16 protein-coding genes are annotated in these 23329 nt (G+C 61.6%); 10 read left to right on the plus strand and 6 right to left on the minus strand.

The window, feature by feature from the left end; all coding sequences use genetic code 11:
- The 9 genes from OUZ52_RS02105 to OUZ52_RS02145 form a co-directional block, all read left to right on the plus strand.
- A partial coding sequence (locus OUZ52_RS02105; RefSeq protein WP_266156652.1) for a TonB-dependent receptor occupies positions 1–2103 on the plus strand: 2103 nt, incomplete at its 5' end.
- 140 nt (positions 2104–2243) lie between these two features.
- On the plus strand, positions 2244–3836 hold the full coding sequence (locus OUZ52_RS02110; protein ID WP_266156653.1) for an alpha-amylase family glycosyl hydrolase: 1593 nt from the start codon (positions 2244–2246) through the stop codon (positions 3834–3836).
- 207 nt (positions 3837–4043) lie between these two features.
- Positions 4044–6065, plus strand: a complete 2022-nt coding sequence (locus OUZ52_RS02115) for a glycoside hydrolase family 13 protein (RefSeq protein ID WP_266156654.1) — start codon at positions 4044–4046, stop codon at positions 6063–6065.
- 46 nt (positions 6066–6111) lie between these two features.
- On the plus strand, positions 6112–8319 hold the full coding sequence (locus tag OUZ52_RS02120; RefSeq protein WP_266156655.1) for an alpha-L-rhamnosidase-related protein: 2208 nt from the start codon (positions 6112–6114) through the stop codon (positions 8317–8319).
- Positions 8316–9863 carry an MFS transporter gene (locus OUZ52_RS02125; RefSeq protein WP_266156656.1) on the plus strand — a complete coding sequence of 516 codons (1548 nt, stop codon included), beginning with the start codon at positions 8316–8318 and terminating at the stop codon, positions 9861–9863. Before OUZ52_RS02120 ends, OUZ52_RS02125 begins: the two co-directional genes overlap by 4 nt.
- Complete coding sequence (locus tag OUZ52_RS02130) at positions 9860–11554, plus strand: alpha-amylase family glycosyl hydrolase (protein ID WP_425493758.1); 1695 nt, start codon at positions 9860–9862, stop codon at positions 11552–11554. Before OUZ52_RS02125 ends, OUZ52_RS02130 begins: the two co-directional genes overlap by 4 nt.
- 149 nt (positions 11555–11703) lie before the next feature.
- Entirely contained in the window at positions 11704–12348 is a 645-nt protein-coding gene (locus tag OUZ52_RS02135) for a response regulator (protein WP_266156657.1), read from the plus strand.
- Positions 12345–13754: a sensor histidine kinase gene (locus OUZ52_RS02140; RefSeq protein ID WP_266156658.1), complete on the plus strand. Its 1410-nt coding sequence runs from the start codon at positions 12345–12347 to the stop codon at positions 13752–13754. The genes OUZ52_RS02135 and OUZ52_RS02140 overlap by 4 nt, the downstream gene beginning before the upstream one ends.
- Positions 13744–14394 carry a hypothetical protein gene (locus OUZ52_RS02145; RefSeq protein ID WP_266156659.1) on the plus strand — a complete coding sequence of 217 codons (651 nt, stop codon included), beginning with the start codon at positions 13744–13746 and terminating at the stop codon, positions 14392–14394. The genes OUZ52_RS02140 and OUZ52_RS02145 overlap by 11 nt, the downstream gene beginning before the upstream one ends.
- 39 nt (positions 14395–14433) lie before the next feature.
- On the opposite strand, the gene OUZ52_RS02150 is transcribed toward OUZ52_RS02145, so the two are convergent.
- Positions 14434–15024, minus strand: a complete 591-nt coding sequence (locus tag OUZ52_RS02150; protein WP_425493768.1) for a DNA-3-methyladenine glycosylase — start codon at positions 15022–15024, stop codon at positions 14434–14436.
- Between the two features lie 509 nt (positions 15025–15533).
- Here OUZ52_RS02150 and OUZ52_RS02155 point away from each other — a divergent pair.
- Positions 15534–16526, plus strand: coding sequence for an MBL fold metallo-hydrolase (locus OUZ52_RS02155; RefSeq protein WP_266156661.1), 993 nt, complete (start codon positions 15534–15536; stop codon positions 16524–16526).
- 135 nt (positions 16527–16661) lie between these two features.
- On the opposite strand, the gene OUZ52_RS02160 is transcribed toward OUZ52_RS02155, so the two are convergent.
- The 5 genes from OUZ52_RS02160 to OUZ52_RS02180 all read right to left on the minus strand — a co-directional run bounded on the left by OUZ52_RS02160 (position 16662) and on the right by OUZ52_RS02180 (position 23031).
- Entirely contained in the window at positions 16662–19085 is a 2424-nt protein-coding gene (locus OUZ52_RS02160) for a TonB-dependent siderophore receptor (protein WP_266156662.1), read from the minus strand.
- Positions 19086–19277: 192 nt separating this feature from the next.
- Positions 19278–20303: a FecR family protein gene (locus OUZ52_RS02165; protein ID WP_266156663.1), complete on the minus strand. Its 1026-nt coding sequence runs from the start codon at positions 20301–20303 to the stop codon at positions 19278–19280.
- Positions 20304–20311: 8 nt separating this feature from the next.
- Positions 20312–20782 (minus strand): RNA polymerase sigma factor, encoded by a 471-nt coding sequence (locus tag OUZ52_RS02170; protein WP_425493760.1) that lies wholly within the window; start codon positions 20780–20782, stop codon positions 20312–20314.
- Positions 20770–21936: a VirK/YbjX family protein gene (locus OUZ52_RS02175; RefSeq protein WP_266156664.1), complete on the minus strand. Its 1167-nt coding sequence runs from the start codon at positions 21934–21936 to the stop codon at positions 20770–20772. The genes OUZ52_RS02170 and OUZ52_RS02175 overlap by 13 nt, the downstream gene beginning before the upstream one ends.
- 252 nt (positions 21937–22188) lie before the next feature.
- Positions 22189–23031 (minus strand): class I SAM-dependent methyltransferase, encoded by an 843-nt coding sequence (locus tag OUZ52_RS02180; RefSeq protein WP_266156665.1) that lies wholly within the window; start codon positions 23029–23031, stop codon positions 22189–22191.
- Between the last annotated feature and the right edge of the window lie 298 nt (positions 23032–23329).

The following is a 23329-nucleotide window of genomic DNA, read 5'->3' on the forward strand; positions in this document are numbered from 1 at the left end:
CATGTATCCGAACAGTTCGTCGGTGAAGCATCCGATGGCCAGAAATACACCGTCAACGGTCAGCCGGCCTACTTGCCGCAAGGTATCCAGTTACAGCAGAACGGTGGCGAAGAGCGCCGCACCGGCTATATGGCCACGCTGGTGTGGAAGCCTACCGACGAACTGCAACTCACCGGCGACGGCTTCTTCTCCAAGTTCAAGAACGAGTCGTTCGGCTACGGCCTGCGCTCGCAAAATTTCTACGGCAACACTGCGCAAATCAGCAACCCGGTGTACAGCTCGCTGGGCACGATGATCGGCGGCACCGTCAGCAGCAATCCGGCCGGTGTCGGCGGCAATCAGTTCTCCAACGAAACCACCGCCGACAACTACACCACGGTTTCCAATGTGTTCTCCGGCGGCCTGAACCTGAAATGGAATCATGGCCCCTGGCATGTGGACAGCGATATCTCGATGTCACGCGCCAGCAGCAACCAGATCAATGTCGATACCACAGCCGACCCCTATACCGGCCTGGGCACCGCCAACCCACAACTGATGCAGCAGTCGGTGACTTACATGCTGCACGGGCGCGGCATCGGCACCGCCTCGTTCGCCAATCCAGGCGCCTATACCAATCTCAGTGACATGGCCTTGTCGCGCTACGGCGTTTATCCCTACGTTTATCACGACAAGATGAAGGCGTTTCGCAGCAGCGTGAAATACGACTTGCCGAATAATTCGTGGTTGTCGGCGCTGGAAGCGGGCGTCTATATGAATAACCACACCTACCGTGCCGATCGCTCCGTCTATGTCTACGGTTCGGAGTGGAACACCTCGCCGATTCCCGGCCAGCCGCCGCTGAGCTTGAGCGGCAGCGACGCCCAGACCACCTGCTGGAAGGGTAGCTTCGGTGGCTTCCCCTGCTTCCTCAAGCTCAACGGTCCGGCCATCCTGGCGGCGCATGGCCTTCATGCCACACCGCAGAAGGATTGGAAAAACAGCTGGTCGGAAATCCAGAGCGGCAGCGTCAACGAGAAAACCCGCGATCTGTTCGTGATGGCCGATATCGATGCGCAACTGTTCGGCCATCAACTGACCGGCAATGTGGGCATGCGCGTGTCGCGGCAATCGCAATACAGCTACGGCTTGCAACAAGTGGGCAATGGCGCTGGCGTGCCGATTGCCGATGGCTATGGCATGATCAGCACCGACTATGCCCCGCTCAAGGCAGGCAAGACGTATACCGACTACCTGCCCTCGCTGAATCTGATCTATCACCTCACCGACAACGACCAGGCCCGCTTCTCCGCGGCGAAGGTGCTTTCCCGCCCACCGATCGATTCGATGCTGGCAGGCGCCGGCTCCTGGATTGCCAACGGCCAGTACAACGTCTGGGGCGGTACCAGCCCGCTGCTGAACCCATTGCGCGCGCAACAGTACGACCTGGGCTACGAGCATTACTTCGACGATTCGTCGGGTGCGCTCACCGCCGGGGTGTTCTTCAAGCACATCGACTCGTTCATCCAGAACGTGACCCTTAACAACTACGACTTCGCTGCCGCCGGCATCACCGTGCCGACCGATCCGACGACCGGCAAGCCCTACCTCAACGGGCAATACCAGACCGCCTACAACGCCAAGGGCGGCAATGTTCGCGGCCTCGAACTGGGCTTCTCGAAAACCCATTTCCTGCCGGGCATCTGGTCGGGCCTGGGCGTGCAGGCGAATTACTCGCTGACCTCCAGCTCGGTGCGCAACCCCACCATCCTGGGCGGCCCGACCACTTATATCGGCCTGCCCGGCTTGTCGCGTCGCGTCGCCAGCGGTGCGCTGTTCTACGACTACGGTCCGTTCTCGGCCCGCTTGTCGGCGAACTATCGTTCCTCTTTCGTCTCCGACACGCAGATCGCGGTCAACAGCCAGCTGGTCACATTTGCGTCCGAAACGGTGTACGACTTCCAGACTTCGTACGCGATCACCAAGCAACTCAGCGTGGTCTACCAGATGCTTAATGTGAGCAACCAGCCGACCCGCACCTACTTCGGCGGCAACCCCGCGCAAACCGGCACCATCCAATACTTCGGCCGCACCAACTACCTGGGCCTCAACCTCAAGCTGTAAATCACCGACGTAGCGGCGCTGGTGCAAGCAGCGTCGCTGCCAGACATGGAAGTTCATCCCCTGGGGTGAACTTCCGCTTCACGGCGACGGCCCGGCGTGGCGGTCCATCGCGGGCATCCGACCACCGCATGGAGCAAGTCATGTTGCGCTTCCGCTGGTTCCATTGGCAGGCCCTGCTGCTCGCACTCGCCCTCGCACCCGGCAGCCATGCCGCCAACGCCCCCGCCGTACCGCTGCCGGCCACCACAGTCAGCAGCAGCGAGAGCTCCGGTGTCTATTACGAGATCTTCGTGCGCTCCTGGTTTGACAGCAACGGCGATGGCGTCGGCGATCTCAATGGCGTCACCGCCAAACTGGATTACTTACAGCAACTCGGCGTCAGCGGCATCTGGCTGATGCCGATCAACCCGTCGCCCAGCTATCACGGCTACGACGTCACCGATTACCAAAACATCCAGCCTGAGTACGGCAACCTGCAAGATTTTCAACGCCTGCTGGCCGAGGCGCATAAGCGCGGCATCGAGGTCATCATCGATCTGGTGGTCAATCACACCAGCGACCGGCACCCTTGGTTCCAGGCGGCGTTAAACCGCAAAGATCCACACCACGATTGGTATACCTGGGCAGGCCCCAAGACCGACCTGCGCGCGATGAGTGCCGCCGGCGGCCCGGCCTGGCATGACGTGGGCACAGCGCCCGCCCCGGCGCAGCACTATCTGGGCGACTTTGCCGCGGCCATGCCCGATCTCAACTATGACCAGCCCGCTGTGCGCCAAGCGGTCATCCGCATCGGTCGATTCTGGTTGCAGCAAGGCGTCGATGGCTTTCGTCTCGATGCCGCCCGGCATATCTATGACGACCTGCAGACCGATACCGGCAAACCGGTAACGGTACGCAAAAATATCGTCTGGTGGACTGAATTTCGCCAAGCCCTGAGCACGGTAAAACCCGACTCCTATCTGGTCGGTGAAGTGACCCAGCCCTCGATCGAGCAACTGCAGCCCTACCTCAAGCCGCTGGGCTCGGTGTTTGATTTTCCGCTGGCCGAGCAATTGATCAAATGTGCCGACCGCGAACGTGACAGCGGCATCGGCGCGCTGCTGGAACGCATCGACCACGCCTATCGCAGCGCGGCCGGAAACCGTCCGGGGCCGAGCTACGTCGGCGATGCGCCGTTTTTATCCAACCACGACCAAGAGCGCGTCATAAGCCAGCTGCATGGCAACGCCCAGCATATGCGGATGGCCGCGGCGATGCTGCTGACCCTGCCTGGACGTCCATTTATTTACTACGGTGAAGAACTCGGCGTGCCCGGCCACAAGCCAGACCTGCAGCTGCGCCAACCCCTGCGCTGGCAACGCGCAGCGAATGCGCCGGGGCAAACCCATTGGCAGGGACCGTTGGCAGCCGAAGACCACGGCATCTCGGTCGAAGCCGAACAGGCCGACCCCGACTCACTATGGAGCTACTACAGCCGGCTCATTCACTGGCGCATGCAGGTCTCCGCCTTGCGCGATGGCAGCGTGCGCAACTATGCCGTGGATCAAGCCGGCATCGTCGCCTATGAACGGATAACGGCCAGTAGCCGCGTGTTGGTGATACACAACCTGTCCGGCACCAGCCAAACGCTGCCGGCCAAGGCGAACACGTTGCTACTGAGCAGCAAGCCTCGCATCGCCTTCGAACAGCAGCGGCTGAGCATGCCGCCTTACAGCACAGCGGTATTGCAGTAATGCCGTGGACGGTGGGCGCTGGTGGCAGGCATGTGCAAACGCGCGCGTCGTTGACTCGCTGTGTGCCGGTCGTGGCGGCACTGCTGGGCGGGTCATTGCTGGCTTGCTCGACCTGGATCAGCAACCTGCCGACATCACAGAACATGAAGCGATCAAGCAGTGAAGCATGACATGTGGGTCCATCCATCTACCGTAGGAGCAGGCTCGATGAATATCCAGGCATACCTACCGCGACGCCAGCTGTCGGCGCTGCACATCGCACTGATGACCGCACTGGCGCTTTATGCCTTGCCGAGCCTGCTCAGCCCGGCGCAGGCGGCAAGCCACGATAACAACGTCGAATGGAACGGCTTGTTCCACGATCAGGGCCCGCTCTACGACAACGCACCGGAGCCCAGCGCCACGCAAGCCATCACCCTGACCTTTCGCAGCAACAAGGGCGATCTGACCAGCGCCAATATCAAGTACTACGACAGCGCCGACGGCAGCTTTCATTGGCTACCGATGTCGTGGGTGGCCAACGATGCCACCGGCAATTTCGATTTCTGGCAGGGCACGGTTCCAGCCAGTGGCTCGGAAAAATACTACCGCTTCCAGCTCAACGACGGCACCGCCACAGCCTGGTACAACGCCGCAGGCATCACGGCTAGCGAGCCTTCGTCAGGCGACTTTTTCATCATCCCCGGTTTCAAGACGCCCGACTGGATGAAAAACGGCGTGATGTACCAGATCTTTCCCGACCGCTTCTACAACGGCGACAGCAGCAATGACGTCACCACCGGCCAATACACCTATGCCGGCCAATCGACCCAGCAAGTGGCCTGGGGCGGCAGCGTATTGGCCAGCAACGGCGGCTCGAACAATCTGGTGTTTTTCGGCGGCGACCTGGCTGGCGTCGATCAGAAGCTTGGCTATATCAAGCAGACGCTGGGCGCGAACATCATTTATCTGAACCCGATCTTCACCTCGCCCACCATGCACAAGTACGACACCGAGGATTACTACCATGTCGATCCCGCCTTCGGCAGCAACGCGACGCTGCAACAGCTGATTAGCGATATTCACAGCAGCAGTAACGGGCCGAAGAGTTATCTGATCCTCGACGGCGTGTTCAACCACACCGGCGATACCAGCCAATGGTTCGATCGATATAACTGGTGGAGCACGCTGGGCGCCTACGAATCGATGAGCAGCACCTGGTATAGCTACTACACGTTCCAGCAATGGCCGGGCACCTACTCCTCGTTCTACGGCTACAGCAGCATGCCCAAACTGGACTACGGCAGCAGCGGTTCGCCGGTACGCGCGCAGATCTACGGCAATAGCAGTTCTGTCGTGAAAACCTATCTGGGTGCGTCTTACGGTATCGACGGCTGGCGCCTGGATGCCGCGCAATACGTCGATGCCGGCGGCAACAACGGCAGCGACACGGTCAATCACCAGATCATGGCCGAACTGCGCCAGGCGGTAAAAGGGGTCAATCCGCAGGCTGAGATCCTTGGCGAATTCTGGGGCAACGCCAACCCCTGGACCAACGGCGACCAATGGGACAGCGCGACCAATTACGACGGCTTCGTGCAGCCCGTATCGGAGTGGATCACCGGCGAGGATTACAGCAACAACGCGGCTTCGATCCCCTCCAGCCAGTTCGACAGCTGGCTGCATGGCACGCGCGCCAACTATCCCACCAACGTGCAGCAGACCATGAGCAACGGACTGGGCACGCATGATGTTTCGCGCTTCGCCAGCCGTGCCGGCGGCGATATCTGGAAGACCTATCTGGCACTGATTTTCCAGATGACTTATGTCGGCACACCGACCATTTACTACGGTGACGAATACGGCATGCAAGGCGGCAATGACCCGGATAACCGCCGCACTTTCGACTGGACTGTGGGCAATCTCAATAACAGTGCCGTCGCGCTGACCCAGAAACTGATCGCCATCCGCAATCAATATGCCGCCTTGCGCACCGGCTCCTTCATGACCCTGCTGACCGACGACAGCAATCATCTCTACAGCTACGGTCGCTTCGATCAAAATCACCGGATTGCTGTCGCCCTGAATAACGACAGCACCTCGCACACCATCACCGTGCCGGTGTGGCAGCTAAGCATGACCAACGGCAGCACCGTCACCGATGCGCTTAGCGGCAACTCGTACACCGTAAGCAATGGCGATGTCACAGTGACGGTGAACGGTCATTACGGCGCGATCCTGGCGCAATGACCCGCAGGGGAGAATCGGTTTGAGGGCAATCAAGATGGCGGCGGTCATGCCGGTCAGCGCTTTGTTGGCCGGCATGATGGCTATCGGTCCATTGGCAGCAAGCGACGGACAAGACGGCATCAGTTGGCGCGGACAACCGGCAAGCATCAGCACCGATGCCAGCGGTGGCTATACGCTGGCAGGCCCGTTCGGCCAACGCCACATCGCCACCCCGGCATGGCGGCTACAGACGGCCAGCCCGCTGTTTGATGGCTTGTTCGCATTGGCTCAGGACGATTTGCAGCGCGACTCGGTGCAAGCCATACGCGACGATGCCTTCGATCACGGTCAGCCAATCCCCTGCCCTTGTTTCGAAACCGGCGCGCAGTGGCATTACGTATGGACGCGGGATCTTTCCTACGCCGTCGATCTCGGTCTGTGGCGGCTGGACCCGGCGCGGGCCAAGGCATCGCTGCGCTTCAAGCTGTCCGAGCTACGCCAGCCCGCCGCAGCGCAAGGCCTGTATGTATTGCAAGACACCGGCTCGGGCGGCAGCTGGCCGATCAGCACCGATCGTCTGGTCTGGTTTCTCGGTGCACGGCATCTGCTGGATGACCGCGCCTTTGCCGAACAAACGTATCAGGCGCTCACCCACACCCTGGCCCAGGATCGACAATACGTCTTCGATAGCGCCCTGGGTCTTTATCGCGGTGAAACCTCGTTTCTCGATTGGCGCGAGCAAAGCTATCCCGCCTGGACCGCCAAGAACGTCAGCTTTATCGCGCAGTCCTTGGCGCTATCGACCAATGTGCTGCACTACGAAGCGCTGCGGCTGGCGGCGAGCTTGGCCGGGCAACGCAACGATACACAGGCAGCGCTCTACCGTGCCCAGGCGCAAGCACTGAAGCAGGCGATCAACACGCACTTCTGGCGCGCCGATCGCGGCCTGTATATGAGTTACATCGGCGGCGATGGCGCGCCGTTCGAAGCCTACGATTTGCTCGGCACCGCCCTGACCATCAGCAGCGGCGTGGCCGAAGGCGAGCGCGCACGCCAGGCCCTGGCGCACTACCCCGTGTGGCCGGCGGGCAGCCCGGTGATCTGGCCCGAGCGTGCCGACCAGCCGATTTATCACAACCGTGCGATCTGGCCTTTTGTCAGCGCCTATGCGCTACGCGCGGCGCGCACCGTCAATGATCCGGCGCGGATCGCGCACGAGTTGCTGTCGCTGATACGCGGCGCGGCACTAAGCGGTTCGAATATGGAGAACTTCGAACTGATCACGCAATCCACCCATCTCGACGATGGCGCACTCAGCGGCCCGGTGGTCGATTCGCCACGCCAGCTATGGTCGGTGGCCGGCTATCTCGACATGGTGATCCAGGGCGTCTTTGGCCTTGAGGACGATGGCCGGATCGAACCGAAACTGCCGGTATCGCTGGTACCGTTGCTGTTCGCCGAGCAGCAACGCATCAGCCTGTCGCTGCCCGGGCAGCGCATCGTGCTGGTGCGCCCGCAGTCGCTGCGCGGCAACCTGTTGGTCGCCGACCAACGACACCGCGCGGGCAGCCAAACCGTGGTCACCTTAAAGGCCATTACGGTGGCGTCGGAGCCGCTGCGTACGGATGCGCCGCTATTCGCCCCAACCGCTCCCGCCGCGCCCATAGCCACGCGCAGCGGCACCCGCTGGACGATCACCGCTGGCGACAAAGCCACCGACTCCAAGACCGTTCTCTATATCGACGGCAAGCGTCACGGCGTCATTGATGGAACAACCATCGTCGATCAACCATCGGCGCAACCGTGCTTTAGCGCGACCCGGCTCGCCGAGACCGGACTGGAGTCGCTGCACAGCCCCAGCCGGTGCGTGGGCGAGATAAGCCATATCGCCGGGCCATGGCCGCGTGCATGGACGGCCCCCGCCGACGGCCGTTTTAAAGCCGTGCTGCGCTATGCCAACGATCACGGCCCGATCAACACCGGCATCACCGCCGCGGTGAAGCTGCTGCAGGTACATTGCGACGGCAGCGACGCGCAAAGCCTGCCGCTGGTGATGCCGCACAGCGATGGTCAGGCCGACTCCAGCGTCGGCACGTTCAGTACCCATGCCGGCACTCGCTGTATCTTCTCGCTCAACCAGGGTTTCAACATGAGCTTTCTGCGTCACAACGCGCATTACACCGGCGGCCAGGGCGGCATCGATGGCCCAGTCAACGCCGCCACGCTGGGTGATTTGCTGATCACGCCGCAAGCCAGCGACACGCCGAACCCATGAGCCAGACCATCAACAGCAAGCCCGCCTTGTCGTTCTGGCAGATCTGGAACATGTGCTTTGGCTTTCTCGGCATCCAGTTCGGCTTTGCCCTGCAAAACGCCAATGTCAGCCGGATCTTCCAGACCCTGGGCGCCGATGTCGCCGATATCCCGATCCTGTGGATCGCCGCGCCGCTGACCGGCCTGATCGTGCAGCCCATCGTCGGCCATTATTCCGACCGCACCTGGAACCGCCTGGGGCGGCGGCGGCCGTACTTTCTGCTCGGCGCCGTGCTGACCACGCTGGCCTTGCTATGCATGCCCAATGCACCGGCGTTGTGGATCGCCGCGGGCCTGCTGTGGATCATGGATGCCTCGATCAATGTCTCGATGGAGCCGTTCCGCGCCTTTGTCGGCGACCAACTGCCGCCACGGCAACGGCCGCTCGGCTATGCCATGCAAAGTTTCTTTATCGGCATCGGTGCCGTGGTGGCCTCGCTGCTGCCGTGGCTGTTAACCCAGTGGGGAGTCAACAACACACCGGGGCCCAGCGGCATTCCAGACACGGTGAAATACGCCTTCTACGCCGGTGCCGCGGTGCTGCTCGGTGCGGTACTGTGGACGGTGCTGTCGACACGCGAATATCCGCCCGAAGCGCTAAAGGCTTTCGATGAATCGCCATCCGCGCCGGCAGCAGCCATTGATACTCAGGCCGCGCCATGGCGTGGCGGCTTGTGGCTCGCCGCCGGCATCCTCGGCGCGCTGTTGATCGGCTTGATGCATGGCGCCCACGAGTTGTATCTGCTGGCCGCCGGCGCCGGCGTCTATGGTGTCTTGCTGCTGTGGCTGAGTGACTCACACCGTCATCGCGCAAGCCATCAAACGGCGCCGAGCCAGCACATGGTGACCCAGGTCATGAGCGACCTTTACCGCATGCCCGATGCCATGCGTCGACTGGCCTGGGTGCAGTTTTTCTCCTGGTTTGCGTTGTTCGCCATGTGGATCTACACCACCGCCGCAGTGACCCAGGTGCATTACGGCAGCACCGATACCCATTCGGCCGCGTACAACGAAGGCGCTAACTGGGTCGGCGTACTGTTCGCCGCTTATAACGGCTACGCCGCGCTGGCGGCGGTGGTGATTCCGCTGATGGTGCGACGCTGGGGTTTGCGCGTCAGCCACTTGATCAACGTCTGGCTTGGCGCCGTGGCTTTGCTGTCGTTTCTGCTGATTCGCGACCCGCACTGGCTGCTGCTGTCGATGCTGGGGGTAGGCTTTGCCTGGGCCTCGATTCTGTCGCTGCCCTATGCACTGTTGTCGGACAACCTGCCGGCGCAAAAGATGGGCGTCTATATGGGCATCTTCAATTTCTTTATTGTGATCCCGCAACTGCTGGCCGCCAGCGTGCTGGGCGTGCTGCTGAAAATCTTTTTCCACGGCCAGCCGATCTATGCGCTGGTGCTGGGCGGCATCAGCCTGCTTGTCGCCGGACTTTGCGTACTGCGTGTCGACGAACCGACGCATAAAACCATGCCGGCGGCCACGACCACGGAAGCCTCGCCATGATGATCAAGACCACCCTATCCGGCATGGCCATGGCGCTGACCCTTGCCATGGGAACCACCCAGGCGGCCACGCCAACGGCGGAGTTCTACGGCACCGACCAGCCCTTCGCGGCACATGCGATCTATTTCGTCATGACCGATCGCTTCGTCAATGGCGACCCAAGCAATGATCAGCGCGAGCAAGGCGGCGCGCATCGCACCTTCGATATTCCGATACCCGGCCCCAACGGTGAAAGCGACAATATCGGCTACCTCGGCGGCGACTTCAAAGGCATTCTGGACAACGCCGCCTATATTCGCGGCATGGGTTTTGGCGCGGTGTGGATCACCCCCATTGTCGATAACCCCGACGAAGCCTTTACCGGCGGCGATCCGGTCAGCTGGGGTGCCTCGCTGGCCGATCGCGGCAAGACCGGCTACCACGGCTATTGGGGGGTGAACTTCTACAAGCTCGATGAGCACCTGCCCAGCAAGGGGCTCGACTTTGCGCAGTTCACCGACAAGATGCGCGCACAAGGCCTCAAGACCGTGCTCGATATCGTGCTCAATCACGGCTCGCCCGCTTACAGCATGCCGCAGGCGCAAGCGCAGTTCGGGCAGATTTTCGATAAAGACGGCAACTTGATCGCCGATCACCAGAACCTGCCGCCGTCCGAGCTGGACCCGGTGCGCAACCCGCTGCACCGCTTCTATCACTCCTACGAAGACCTGGCCCAGCTGTCGAACAACAACGACGAAAACCCGGCCGTACTCGACTACTTCAGCGGCGCTTATCTGCAATGGATCGACCAGGGCGCCGATGCGTTTCGCATCGACACCATCAGCCATATGTCCACGGCGTTCTGGAATCAATTCTCCGCCCGCATCCGCGCCAGGCATCCGGGCTTTTTCATGTTTGGCGAGGCATTCGACTACAACCCCGACGACATCGGCCAATACACCTGGGCCAAGAACGGCGGTATCAGCGTGCTCGACTTTCCGCTGCGCGGAAGCATCGCCAGCGTGTTCGAGCACCCGCACAGCGACTTCCATAAGCTCGCCGAGCATCTCTATCTACGCAATGGTCCCTACGCCAACCCTTACGAACTGGTGACCTTTTACGATAACCACGATATGAAGCGTCTCAACGCCAGCGACAACGGCTTTATCGACGCCAATAACTGGTTATTCACCGCACGCGGCATTCCGGCGCTTTACTACGGCTCGGAGATCGGCTTTATGCGAGGCCGTGGCGAGCACCAGGGCAACCGTAACTATTTCGGCCAGCCACGTATCGATGCCGCACCGAAAAGCCCGATCTATCGACAGCTCAAGCGCATCGCGCAGCTGCGCCAGCGTAGCCCCGCGCTGCAAAAGGGATTGATGCTGCCGATACGCCTGCAGGGCGAGCAAGCCGCGTTCTATCGGGTTTATCAAAAAGACGGCACGCACCAGATCGCCTTGGTGCTACTCAATAAAGGCGACAACGCCGCCGACTTCGATGTCCGTGACTATCTGCAAGCCGGGCGCTGGCAAGCGGCGCTTGGCGGCGACCACCCCAATGTGGCCGAGGGCGGCTCGCTGCATGCCACGGTCGCCGCGCATGACGTACAGGTCTATCTGCTCGACGCCCCGGCCAGCCGCGCCGACCTGGTCGACGAGCTGACCCGGCTGATGCGAGAGAAGGGGCATCCGGTCATCGCGCAGCAATAAAGCCCCGGTCGGGGCAATCTGTGGCAGCGGCTGTGACGGACGCGCGCAGCCATGCCGACACCTGAATTCTTAATCTTCAATTAAGGCGGCCGATCTCCCTTTAAGCTGCAATCCCGATCACAGCCGCGATAACCGGCGCTGGGAGTGCTATGCGTGTTCTTTTGGTGGAAGACGATATTCAGCTTGCCAAGGCCATTTCGATCTCGCTGCAACGCGAGGCATTCGAGCATGCCTGGCTGCGGCGGCTGGATGAAGCCCGCCAGCTACTGGCGCGCAGCACTTACGACGCGGTCGTACTCGACGTGGAGCTGCCCGACGGCATCGGCTACGACCTGCTGGACTGGCTACGGGCACGCGACAACCGCACGCCGGTGCTGTTTCTCACCGTGCGTGACTCCATTCGTGAACGCATCGCCGCCTTCGACCGCGGGGCGGACGACTTCGTGGTCAAGCCTTTTGTGATGGAAGAGTTGATCTCCCGCCTGCGCGCGGTGATCCGGCGCAGCGCGGGCCAGGCCAGCTCGCACTGGCAGCTCGGCCCGCTGCGCATCGACGTGGCATCGCATATCGCTCACATGCATGGTGAGACGCTGGATTTGTCGCCGCGTGAATTCGTGCTGCTGCTGGAGCTGGTCAAGCACGCCGGCAAGGTCGTCCCCAGGGCCAGCCTGGAAAGCTCGATCGGCAATGTCGAAAGCAATGTGCTGGAAGTGCATATCCACAATCTTCGCCGCAAGCTTGGGCCCGAACTGATCCAGACCCTGCGCGGCATTGGCTACCGGCTGCATTTATGAGTGTGATACGCCCGTTTTTTCTGCGCTCCCTCGCCCGTCGCATGCTGCTGGTGCAACTGGCCGTGGGGGTGGCGACCTATCTGGCGGTGAGCTGCATCATCGCCGCGCTGGTGCTGGGTTACGCACAGCGTGACCTCAGCCATTACCTGGACAGTTACGCGCACAGCTTGCTGGAAGCGCGCGACCCGGCGCTGTCGGCCCGCAATATCGCGATACGCATCACGCAAGATCCGCAGATCAACACCCAGTTCCTGATGCGCTTCCGGCTGGTCGACGGCAAGGGCCAGGTATTGGCAGAGTCTGCCGATGCGCCGCAAGCCATCGCCGACTGGAAGTTATTGCAAGTGCACGAGGCATCGAGCGCGCGCACTGTGACCGTAGCGGTCAAGGCCAGCTGGCTGCGCGACCTGTGGCTGCGCGGCGGCATGGGCATGATTAGCTGGCTGGGCCTGGTGATGGCGTTGTTGCTGTTGCCTGCGATTGTCTTGGCGACGATTTTCCTGACCCGGCTGGGGCTGCGCCCGCTACGTTCGTTGATCAGCATGGTCGGCACCCGCTCACCGGCCAACCTGACGCCGTTGCAGATCGAACAGCCACCGGCTGAACTGCTACCGCTGATCGATGAATTAAACCGGCTGATTGGCGCGCTGCATCAGGCGCAGCTCAACGAGCGACAGTTTTTCCAGGATGCGGCGCAGGAGCTGCTGACCCCGCTGGCCGTGGTGCAGGCGCAGGCGCACGTGTTGGCGACATCCGCTGAAGCATTCACCCGCAGCCGCGCCCAGACCGATCTGCAGGCCGGGCTGCAACGCGTCGCCAAGATGATTCGGCAATTACTCACGGTGGCGAAAATCCATTCCGACGATACCCGGCTGCAACTGACCCGGTATGACCTGATCGGTTTGCTTAGCGGACGTATTTCGGTCGCCGCCGCGCGGGCGCATGAAAAGCGCATCGAGCTAAGCCTGCTGGCGCCGGAGCGCTGCTCGCTGGTCTTCGACTACGACATGCTCACCACCGTCATCGATAACCTGCTCGACAACGCGCTCAAATACATCCCGCAGGGCGGCAGTATCAAAACCATGGTTCGTCACTACCGAGACGCAGTCTGGCTGGTCATCGCCGACGATGGCCCAGGCATTGCCGAAGCGCATCAACAGCATGTGCTGAAGCGCTTTTATCGCGTGCCCGGCAACCGTGAATCGGGCAGCGGGCTCGGCCTGGCGATCGTGCAGCGCATTGTCGAGCTACACGGCGGCAGCGTCAGCCTGCGCAACGGCGAAAACCGCGGGCTGATGGTTTGCCTGAGATTTGCGCTCGATACGCCCGCCAACGCGCCAGCCCGGTCGGGCGCGACGACTACGCCCACCACATTCGATCTGGGTCCGCTCAATCATGCTTATTGATCATGGACACCTTCATGGCCATCCCAAACGGGCAGTCAACCTGTGGCTGATGCTGCTGCTCGCCATGACCGTGACGCCAGCGTTGGCGCAGGAGCCAGCCAGCACCGCCAAGAGCAACGAGCGCACCACCGGCAATGGCGGGCGCTTTATCAAATACAGCTCAACCCAGGTCGCCGTCGATCTGACCGCGCAGCAACAACAAGATCTCGAACACATGCAAAGCCGGCGCTGCGTGCCCAGCGTCGCCAGCGATCTGGTCAACAAGAGCGGCGCCGCCTTGAAAGACTTGCAATTCGCACCGGTGACCGTGAACTCGGAGGTCGGCTTGATCCGCGCCGAGCACGACGAGGCGTTGGTCAGTACCGGCCGGCGCGTACTACGCGGGGTATTGGCATCCCGGCTTCCGTTGATTCCAACCCGGGCCGATCATCAGACCACCCAGGCCCTGGTAGTGGTCCGGCCCGAGGATCGCGGCGCACTGGTGCACCTGGAGTTGACGAAAACCGTTTGGGATAACCATGGCAATGCGAAAACCACGATGGTGACCGAGCCTACGAATTATCAGTCTTTTTTCGACCGGCTGGGCCAAAGCTACAATTGCTCTTTAGCCGTCCAAACCCATTCGGTCACCCTGCCGTGACGGCCACTTGCATCGAACCCAGGCAGCCTCTCGTAGCCGTCATTTCGAGACATGGGGATTTCCCGGCACATACCAGCGCCACAAATGCTCGGTGCCGCGACTGATGCCAATGCGTGCCGTGCCGACAAGCTTTTCCGGCGGCGCCATGCCATCGTCCAGCACGGTAAAACCTTGCTGTGCCGAAACCAGGTCGATGCCGTTCTGCGCACCATCGATGCCCATCGCCTGGGTAAGCCGCGCCGGGCCACTGCATAAATCACGATCGCGCTTGCTGCGCGGGCGGGCGGCATGCATTTGATCCAGCCCGGCGATCGGCTCCAATGCGCGCAGCAACACACCGCAGCCCTTGCCCTCCTCTTCGCACACGGTGTTGCAGCACCAGTGCATGCCATAAGTGAAATACACATACATGAACCCTGGCGGCCCGAACATCGTGGCATTGCGCACGGTCTTGCCTCGATAGGTATGCGCCGCCGGATCGACACTGCCGCGATACGCCTCGACTTCGACGATGCGGCCTGCCCGGCCCGTTGCCGAGGCCAGCACTTTATTAAGCAGCTCCGGCGCCACCAGGCAGGGATCGCGATCGTAAAAAGATCGCGCCAGCGGCACCCCGGGCCAGTTCGGCAAAATAGGTCGTGGCACGTTCAAGCTCAGCTGAGGATAGGGGGCCGACCGCTGATGGACCGCAGCCGACGTGTCATTGTCCAACAAGCGCCTGCCGCCTCGCATCATCCCGGCAAAGCCGGCACCGTGGCGCGGTTGGCACAGCATGAAGTTTCCACCCCCGATCAAGATCGACGCCCGGTTTTTTTCCACCGGGTCCAGCTGACGCCGATACTGCGAACACGCTTTTTCTGTTGCATCGGGCGATACGCTTTGACTACAGCATCTTGCGATCTAGCTGGTGACCTAGCCGAAACTTGAAATCGACCCAGCTATGCAAACAGCTTCGCCGCAGGCTTTAGCCACGGCGTGAGGCGCTACGGAACAAGTCCCGTCATCAGAACAGTCGGCAGGCGCATTGACCAAGAACTAAACGCTACGATCCACGCCCGCATCTCAGCAACGTGCCTGCAGCTTGTTACCGCCTCAGCCCATCCAATCGACTCTCTACCACCTCCGCCCAGGTCATCGCCATGAAACCTTTGCTGTATGCGTTGCTGTCTGTTGGATTGTTATTGGCACCGAGCGCCCATGCACAACTGGCCGCCGGCTCGATGGCGGTGCAGTGGAACCCTGGTGCGGAGGATTGCGCGGCCCATCCGCAGCCGCCACTGCAAGTGCATCCATATAACGCGCAGACTTTTATCCTGCGCGAAAACCCTTGCAGCACGGAAGAAGCGCCCTTCATGTATTTGCTGTTGGGGTCGAGCAAGGCCTTGCTGATCGATAGCGGCGATGTCGCCGATGCCAAGCTGATGCCTTTGGCCAGCACGGTGATGTCCTTGCTGCCTGGCGAGGCTGCGGCAAAGCTGCCCTTGCTGATCGTGCACACGCATGGCCATCTGGATCACCGCTCCGGCGATGCGCAGTTCCAGCAGCTAGCGCATGTCGACGTGGTCGGCACCGACCTCGCCCATGTGCGGCAGTACTTCGGCTTCAAGGATTGGCCCAACGGCGTGGCGCAGATCGACCTTGGCGATCGCATCGTCGAGGTGGTGCCTACGCCGGGACATTATCCGTCTCACCTGACCTACTACGACCGTACGACCGGGTTACTTTTCTCCGGCGATTTCTTCATGCCGGGACGGCTGATCATCGATGACGCCGAGGCGGATAAAGCAAGCGCGCAGCGCATCGTCGACTTCGTCAGCCAGCGACCGCTGAGTTACGTTTTGGGTGGCCATATCGAACTGGATGCCGACGGCCAGAATCTGCCGATGGGCGGCAGTTATCACCCGCATGAGCATCCCCTGCCGATGAGCAAGCAAGACCTGCTCGGCCTGCCGGCGGTACTGGCCCATTTCAATGGCATCTACAGCACCGACGGCATCTTCGTGATGTACAACCAGACCCGCATGCTGTGGCTGTTCGGTGCCGGTGTCATCGCCGTATTGCTGCTGATCGGCCTGGGTGTACGCGCACTACTGCGCCGCCGCAACAGCCGGCGCCTACTGCGCGCCGGGTGAAGCTATGCCAGATCCAAGCGCGCCTCTCGGCGTGCTTGGATCCCATACATGCAGGGATGAAACGCCGCCTGGCGACTGCGGCAACGGCTGCCCATCGCGGCGCCAGCCTGGCAGGCAGAGATCGTCAATCGGCGCTTAGAAATCGTAGTTACCGGTCAGCATGAAGGTGCGCCGGTTGTGCAGCGAGACGAATCGCTCGTCAAACAAATCGTTGTACAACTGCCGCCCAAACAAATTCTTGATGCCCAGGGTCACGCCCCAATGCGTGGCACGGTACGACACATTGACGTCGACGCGGGCCTGGCCGGGGATATTGAAATAGGTCGTGTTGTCCGAGGTTTCTCCCAGCGTATGACTACGCGCAAGTACCCCGGCGGCCACGCCCCAGCCACGCAATGCTTCGTTCTGAAACCAATAGCTCGCCCACAGATTGAAGCGCTGGCGCGGGGCACCGATCGGCAAGCTGCCGTCATGATTGGTGACGTGCGCATTGGTAAAGCTCGCACTGATATCCATGCCCGGCGCCACTCGCCCGGTGAATTCGATTTCGACGCCTTTATTGGTCTGGCCGGGGCCCTGGCTGGCGAAGAACGGCGGCTGTACTGAAAACACATCGATACTGTGGTCGAGCATGATGCGGTACAGCGAGGCGGTCAGTCGCGCCTGATGCTGGAACAGATCGAGCTTGGCGCCCGCCTCCAACTGGCGTGAAAAGGACGGCAGCAGCGGCTGGCCGTCTTTGCCTAACTGTACGTCGGGCTGAAAGCCACTGGCCGTACTGGCATACAGCGAAAGCTCGGGCGTGGCCTTGTAGACCACGCCGGCGTTGGGCACCCATTGCGTCTTGTGCAAGGTCCACGGATCGCCATTGACGTTATACGTCGAAAGGTCATAGCCCCAGCGCCGCAACGCCAACAGCACATCCCAATAATCGCCGATGGCGATCTGGTCTTGCAGAAACAAACCGCTATTGGTCGACCACGGGCTGCCCGGCGTATGCGAGTCGTCGGTGGGCTGCACCACCGACATCGCCGAGGGCAGCGGGCCGGAGGTGAACACGTTGCGCTGCGTGCTCTCGCTCACATCCAAATAGTCGTCGCTACTGCCGACATGCGAGCGCGCATAGTCAAAACCCAGCACCACCCGGTGGCTAAACATGCCGTGCTCGAAGAAGCCGACAAGGTCGTTCTGCAGGGTGTAATACGCATCGGAATAACGATAGACCTCGGCTATCGCACTGACATCGCCACTCGGCATGGCGCCAAACAGTTGCCAGTTCTGCTGGCTGGTGGTCTGGTTGACGTATTGGCCGTGACTGCGAAACATCCAGTCATCGTTGAACTGATGTTCGAACAGATAGTAGTAGCGGCTGGTCTGATAGTTGGCGTGATCGCTGGGGCTGCCCAGCAAAAGACCGGGCGGCGTCGCCGAGTCGATGGTGTTGTCGAGCAGAATCGTGTGATCGGGAATAGGCAGGCGGTTGATGATGCGCGCACCACCGATCACCAGTTTGTTCGCATCGTCCTGCCAGCCGATCGAGGGGGCGATATAGCGGCTGCGCTGACCGTAATAGCCTTGCACCGTTTTATCGGCATATTCACCGGAAACCACCAACCGGTAAGTCAGGCTTTTGCTGCTGTTCAATGGCCCGGCCAGATCCATGCCTACCTGGGTATCGCCACGCTCGCCCACCGCAAAGCTGAGCTGATGCACCGGCTCGCTCTGCGGTCGCTTCATCACCACATTGATAAGGCCGCCAAAGTTATTGCTGACCGAATAATCGCCCAGCACCGACTGCGGCCCCTTCAATACCTCGACCCGCTCGACCCCGATCAGCGGCGGGAAATCGCTCGATCCGGTAAAGCTGTTCGGCATGCCGTCGGTCATGCCGCTGCCGGTATAAAAGCCGCGTATCTGGAATAGCGGCAAACCCTCGGGGCCGTCGATAACCTGCACGCCCGCCACATTGCGTACCGCATCGGCGACGCTGAGAATTTGCTGCGAGTCCATCAGGTCGCGGGTAACAATGCTGATCGATTGCGGCACGTCGATCAGCGCGGAATCGGTGCGGGTGGCACCGCTGCTGATGTCGGCCATGTAGCCGATATCGCGCCCGATAAGCCCCTGCGAATGCACCGGCGCCAGCAAGGTGGCATTGGCGACCGACGCCACCGTCGAGCCGGGGGCCGCTATCGAGGTGTGGGCCAGGCTGGCCGGGATCGAAGCCAGCGGCTTCACCACCACGGTTCCCGCATCGATGAATTGGTAACTCAGCCCGCTACCTTGCAGCAAGCTGACGAGCGCGGCCTCCGCGGTCATCGAGCCGTTGGCGCCGCCGGAGTGAAAGGGCTCGATGGTGCCGCTGGCGGTAAGCACCTGCACATTGGCTTGCTTGCCGAAGGCAATCAACGCGGTAGACAGCGATTGCGGCGGGATCATGAAGCGAATCGGCGCCACCGCCAGCATCGTGCGCGCGGGCGCGGGCGCCTCCGCTGCACCGAATGCGGCAAACGGCACCGACAAACAGGCGCAGGCGAACCACAGGACCACTCGACTCATGAACTCCGCTTTCCCCAAAGCGAAAGCGCGGAGTTTGACACGCACGTGGGCCGAATAGGAGTGCTGTCAGCAAGCCATCTTAAGACTCACATCGGCGACTCTCGTTACGTTCATTTTGCGATAGCGAGCCCAACGGGGCCGGCCGGTCCGGCGAGACCGGCCAGTGCCTACTACCGGGCCGGCCGGCGGCCGTCAGTGCGGCTCCGCCTTGGAAAGAACCACCTGGCGAGGCTGCTTGCTCACTTTCAGCGGAAAAACCTGCGGCAACGCGTTCAGCCAGTGGTCGATGGCGTCGGTGTTGACGGTGCCGGTGAAGGTCAATGGCTGCAGACTGGCATCGGCGATATGCAACGGCTGCGCGCTGTAACGATTGATATTGGCAACCACCACATCGAGCGGCTCGTTGATGAATTCCAGCCGGTCGTTACGCCAGCCTGTGGCCTGCTCCGGGGTAACGCTGCTGATGTTCATGGCCAACTTCAGCGGATCATAAGAAACCCGCTGCCCCGCCACAGCCTCGACCATGTCACCCGAGGCAGCCTTGGCCCCGGCCGCCGCATGGCGGCGATAAATCTGCACCCGCCCCTCGGTGACCGCGATGGTGACTTGCCGGCCCGTACGGCGCACGTCGAAGGCGGTGCCGACGTCGTGAATGTCCAGGTCCCCGGCGGTGACCACAAAGGGCCGCTGCGCATTGTGCGTCACCTCGAAAAAGGCTTCGCCCGCAGCCAGCTCGACCTGGCGCTCGTTCTTGCTGAAGCGCGTGGTCATGGTGGAAGCGCCGCCCAAGGCCACTGTTGAACCATCGGACAAGGTGATGTCGCGGTTTTTCGCCACCTCATTGACGTAGATTTGCTGCGTGGTATGGACACCCAAAAGCGACCAGGTCAGATAACCGCCAAGCAGCACCAGCACGGTCGAGGCGGCGGCCGCGAGCGGCAGCCAGCGACGTGGCGATGCCACCGCGGGCGCCGGCCGTGCGAATTCGGCGATCAACTGGCGCCGGCTGACCTCGTCGAGTGCGCCAAAGCGGTTGCCGATGTCGTTTACCCGCTCGAACGCTTCAAGATGCTGATCGCCGGCTTCGGTCCAGGCCAGCCATTGCTCCACCGTCTCGGCCGCACCGTTGGGATCGCGCAGTCGCGTCCACCAGTCCGCCGCCGCATGCAGCGTGCTGGCGTCCAGCGTTTTTGGGCTTTGGCTGTTCTTATCAAGCATGTCGGCCATCATGGCATCCCCGGTTCGTCGACCCGCGCGCGGCAATGCGCCAGCGCGTTGGAGACGTGATAGCGCACCATGCGCTCACTGATTTTCATGGCTTGCGCCACCACGCTGAAATCGCGCCCCTCGATCATATGCATCACAAAAGCCCGGCTGGTCTTCGCTGGCAGCTCACGCAGCGCCTTGCGCAGATCACGCATTTGCTCGATGCGTAGTCGATCGACGGCCAGGTTCGCCGCGATCCGAAAAAGGTAGGCACGCAATGAGCCGACCTGTTCGGGCTGCTCCAGGGTGAAGATGCGCATATAGGCTTCTTGCGCCAGTTCCTGTGCGTCGGACAGTGAGTTGAGCCGGCATTGCAGGTAGGCGATCAAGGCGCGATTGTGCTCGCGGAACAGCTCCGACACCTGCGCGGCATGCGCCGGTGTCGCCACCGTATCCAGGCTGACCTCAGGGGATTCACCTAGCTTGTCCACAACGCTATCCGGCGATCACTTTGATATGGCTGAGTTTGATCTGAGTGACTCAGATCCGAGTGATCCAATTCTAACGCTTGCTTTGGCGCCGTTCTGGCTGTCCAGGCGGGGAAGGCCCCCAACGCATCGGCCAGCAGTTGCTCAGCCCCGAGCCGCAACGCCTCGCGCCGACGAAAAGCCGAGCGATGGTTGCTGGCAACATCCGCCTCGGATTTGCGCGACGGCTCTTGCGGAAGAATGAACCAGCCGTTGCCGACCCGGCGCCCGCCCTGCTCCTGCCAGAAGCCGTCGTAATCGGCCTGGAAGCGGCTACGCACCGCGCGCAAGGGATGGGCGGCATTGCTTACCGCCCATACGCGCTTGATCCCGTACTGCCGGGCAAAGGCATACACAAGGGACAGCAACAGCTGCTTTGGCCGCATGCCGTACAAATTGCGGGTGAGATTGCGCACGACGTCTTTGGCCTGCTCGCCGGCCGGCCCCTGGATGCAGCCGATGGCCACGGTCGGCCAATAATCAATCACGCTCATGCTGGCGCGGTAAAGCAACTGGTCGTCCGCAGCGCGAAGCTCAATGTTTAACTCGCCCTCGCTACCCATCAAGATCGGCGGCCGCAGGCAAATCCGCAGCGGGCTGCCATCTTTCAGGGTCAGCGTACCCAGGGTGGCGTTTCCGTCGACGTAAATGGCCTTGAACAGCGCCGGCGGCAACCGGGTGAGGGTGAAGCGATAGTGACGCTGAATGCTCAACAGCCGCGCCCGGCGATTCCAGTGCACGTTGATATAACGATGAAAATGGCGCTCCAGCACGCGGGGGTCGCGCTGGCGGTACTCGCACATTGGCGGATTGCGATAGACAAAACCCAGAAAACGGCCATGCCGCAAGGGCATACCCAGCGCGCGCACCGCATATTTGGCGGCTTTGATGCAGCGCTTGAGGGTACTGCCGCTCCAGTCGGTGCGACCGCGCAACGAGCCGAGGAAGTTCGCCATAACCCGCGGGCGATCCAGGCGGCCCAGGCTCTCAAGCTGCTCGGCGACGAACAAACGGAGCTTATCGAGCGTGCTCGAAGCGCTATCGGCACACTCATTGGCGGCAAAAAGGCCACCGATATGGAGCGCTTCGGCTCTAGGTTGGTTGTTCAGCTTGTTCAAAACGCGTGACCCGTATGAGTGCTATGTCCTCCTCCAAGACGTTTACGGATCGAAATTTTGAAATGGCGGGCCGATCTTTTTCTCAGGCACCCCCGCACGGCGCCGGTTATGGCGTCCCAGGCCAGTTCTCAAGCCAAACGCGGCATTGCCATCCGTGCAGCCCGATGCCGGCCCAAGCCGGCCCTCAGCGTGTGCGTCGATCGCGCCTGGCGAGGCGCCTTGCCGCAAAGGGCGTCGCATGCATCACGCGGTTTAGCGCCGTGTCGCCAGCACACCGTCCAGAGCTTGTTGCGCCTTGAAGCCGGCCTTCTCCAGACGCTTCATCACTTCGCGCGGAACGTCGCGGTCGCTGGTGAGCTTGTTCGGGCTACCGGTGTAGTGAAACAGGCGTCCGCCACGGCGAAGCACCCGGGCAAGTTGATCGTAAAACACCTGCGAATAGAGCTCACCGGCAATGCCGAAGCGCGGCGGGTCGTGCAGCAAGGCGTCGACCGAGGCGTCGGCAACCTGGGCAATAGCCTGTGACACGTCGGCATGGGTGAGTTGCAGGCGGCCGCCGCCAGCGGGTTCATCGGGGTCCGGCGACCATGGATTAAGCGTGCGCAACCACAACACATCCGGGTTTTTCTCGAACGAATGGATGCGCGCCACGCCAGCCTCCAGGCAGCAAGCCGCGAAATAGCCCAGGCCGCCGCAGGTATCGAGCAATACCTTGCCGCGCGGCTCGACCAGCGCCACCTTGCGGCGTGCATCCTCAAACGGCGAATCCTTCGCCGTGGGTAGCATCTTGATGCCGTCGATCTCGAAGGTAGGCGCCCCCCATTCCGTCGGCACCAGTTTGATCAACGACCCGGAAAAGCGCGACGCCGGTGCAAATTCATCGCCGTCCCAGTAGTAGATCGTGCGGTCTTTCAGCTTGTGCGGATAAGGATAGTGCTGCCCCCGCCATTGCCAGCTGTCCGCCTGCAACGACGCGTTGCCGTGTGAGCGGCCCAGATCCAGTGAGCCGACCCATTCGCCTGCACCAGCGTCGCGTGCGGCCAACAGCGGCTCGACCATGGTGCGCGTGATCAGCGGACCGGAATAATGCGACACGATGGGGAGTCTCCTGGCATAGCGGCGAAACGTAGGGAGATGGCCCAGACGGGAGGCACACCTCGGTAAAGCGCGGACGATCCCCCAGACCACGCCGAATGGTCAAGCACTAACCATGCACGAGCCCATTCAAACCATCAGCCTGATTCATCATCGCGGTGCTACCGCACGCTTGAAGCGCTAACGCAACGAAGGCCTTCCTGCTGGCAGCCGCCATGCCATCGCGCGCGCGATCGTTTGGCATGATCTGCATGCTTACCGTTGGTCGTTCGATCACCCACGCGACTCAGCCGATGGC

This window comes from Dyella silvatica (genome assembly GCF_026283955.1).
GTDB lineage: Bacteria > Pseudomonadota > Gammaproteobacteria > Xanthomonadales > Rhodanobacteraceae > Dyella_C > Dyella_C silvatica.

Coding starts and splice junctions, on each gene's coding strand:
- OUZ52_RS02110 (WP_266156653.1), top strand. CDS start 2,244: ATGTTGCGCTTCCGCTGGTTCCATTGGCAGGCCCTGCTGCTCGCACTC.
- OUZ52_RS02115 (WP_266156654.1), top strand. CDS start 4,044: ATGAATATCCAGGCATACCTACCGCGACGCCAGCTGTCGGCGCTGCAC.
- OUZ52_RS02120 (WP_266156655.1), top strand. CDS start 6,112: ATGCCGGTCAGCGCTTTGTTGGCCGGCATGATGGCTATCGGTCCATTG.
- OUZ52_RS02125 (WP_266156656.1), top strand. CDS start 8,316: ATGAGCCAGACCATCAACAGCAAGCCCGCCTTGTCGTTCTGGCAGATC.
- OUZ52_RS02130 (WP_425493758.1), top strand. CDS start 9,860: ATGATGATCAAGACCACCCTATCCGGCATGGCCATGGCGCTGACCCTT.
- OUZ52_RS02135 (WP_266156657.1), top strand. CDS start 11,704: ATGCGTGTTCTTTTGGTGGAAGACGATATTCAGCTTGCCAAGGCCATT.
- OUZ52_RS02140 (WP_266156658.1), top strand. CDS start 12,345: ATGAGTGTGATACGCCCGTTTTTTCTGCGCTCCCTCGCCCGTCGCATG.
- OUZ52_RS02145 (WP_266156659.1), top strand. CDS start 13,744: ATGCTTATTGATCATGGACACCTTCATGGCCATCCCAAACGGGCAGTC.
- OUZ52_RS02155 (WP_266156661.1), top strand. CDS start 15,534: ATGAAACCTTTGCTGTATGCGTTGCTGTCTGTTGGATTGTTATTGGCA.
- OUZ52_RS02160 (WP_266156662.1), bottom strand. CDS start 19,085: ATGAGTCGAGTGGTCCTGTGGTTCGCCTGCGCCTGTTTGTCGGTGCCG.
- OUZ52_RS02165 (WP_266156663.1), bottom strand. CDS start 20,303: ATGCTTGATAAGAACAGCCAAAGCCCAAAAACGCTGGACGCCAGCACG.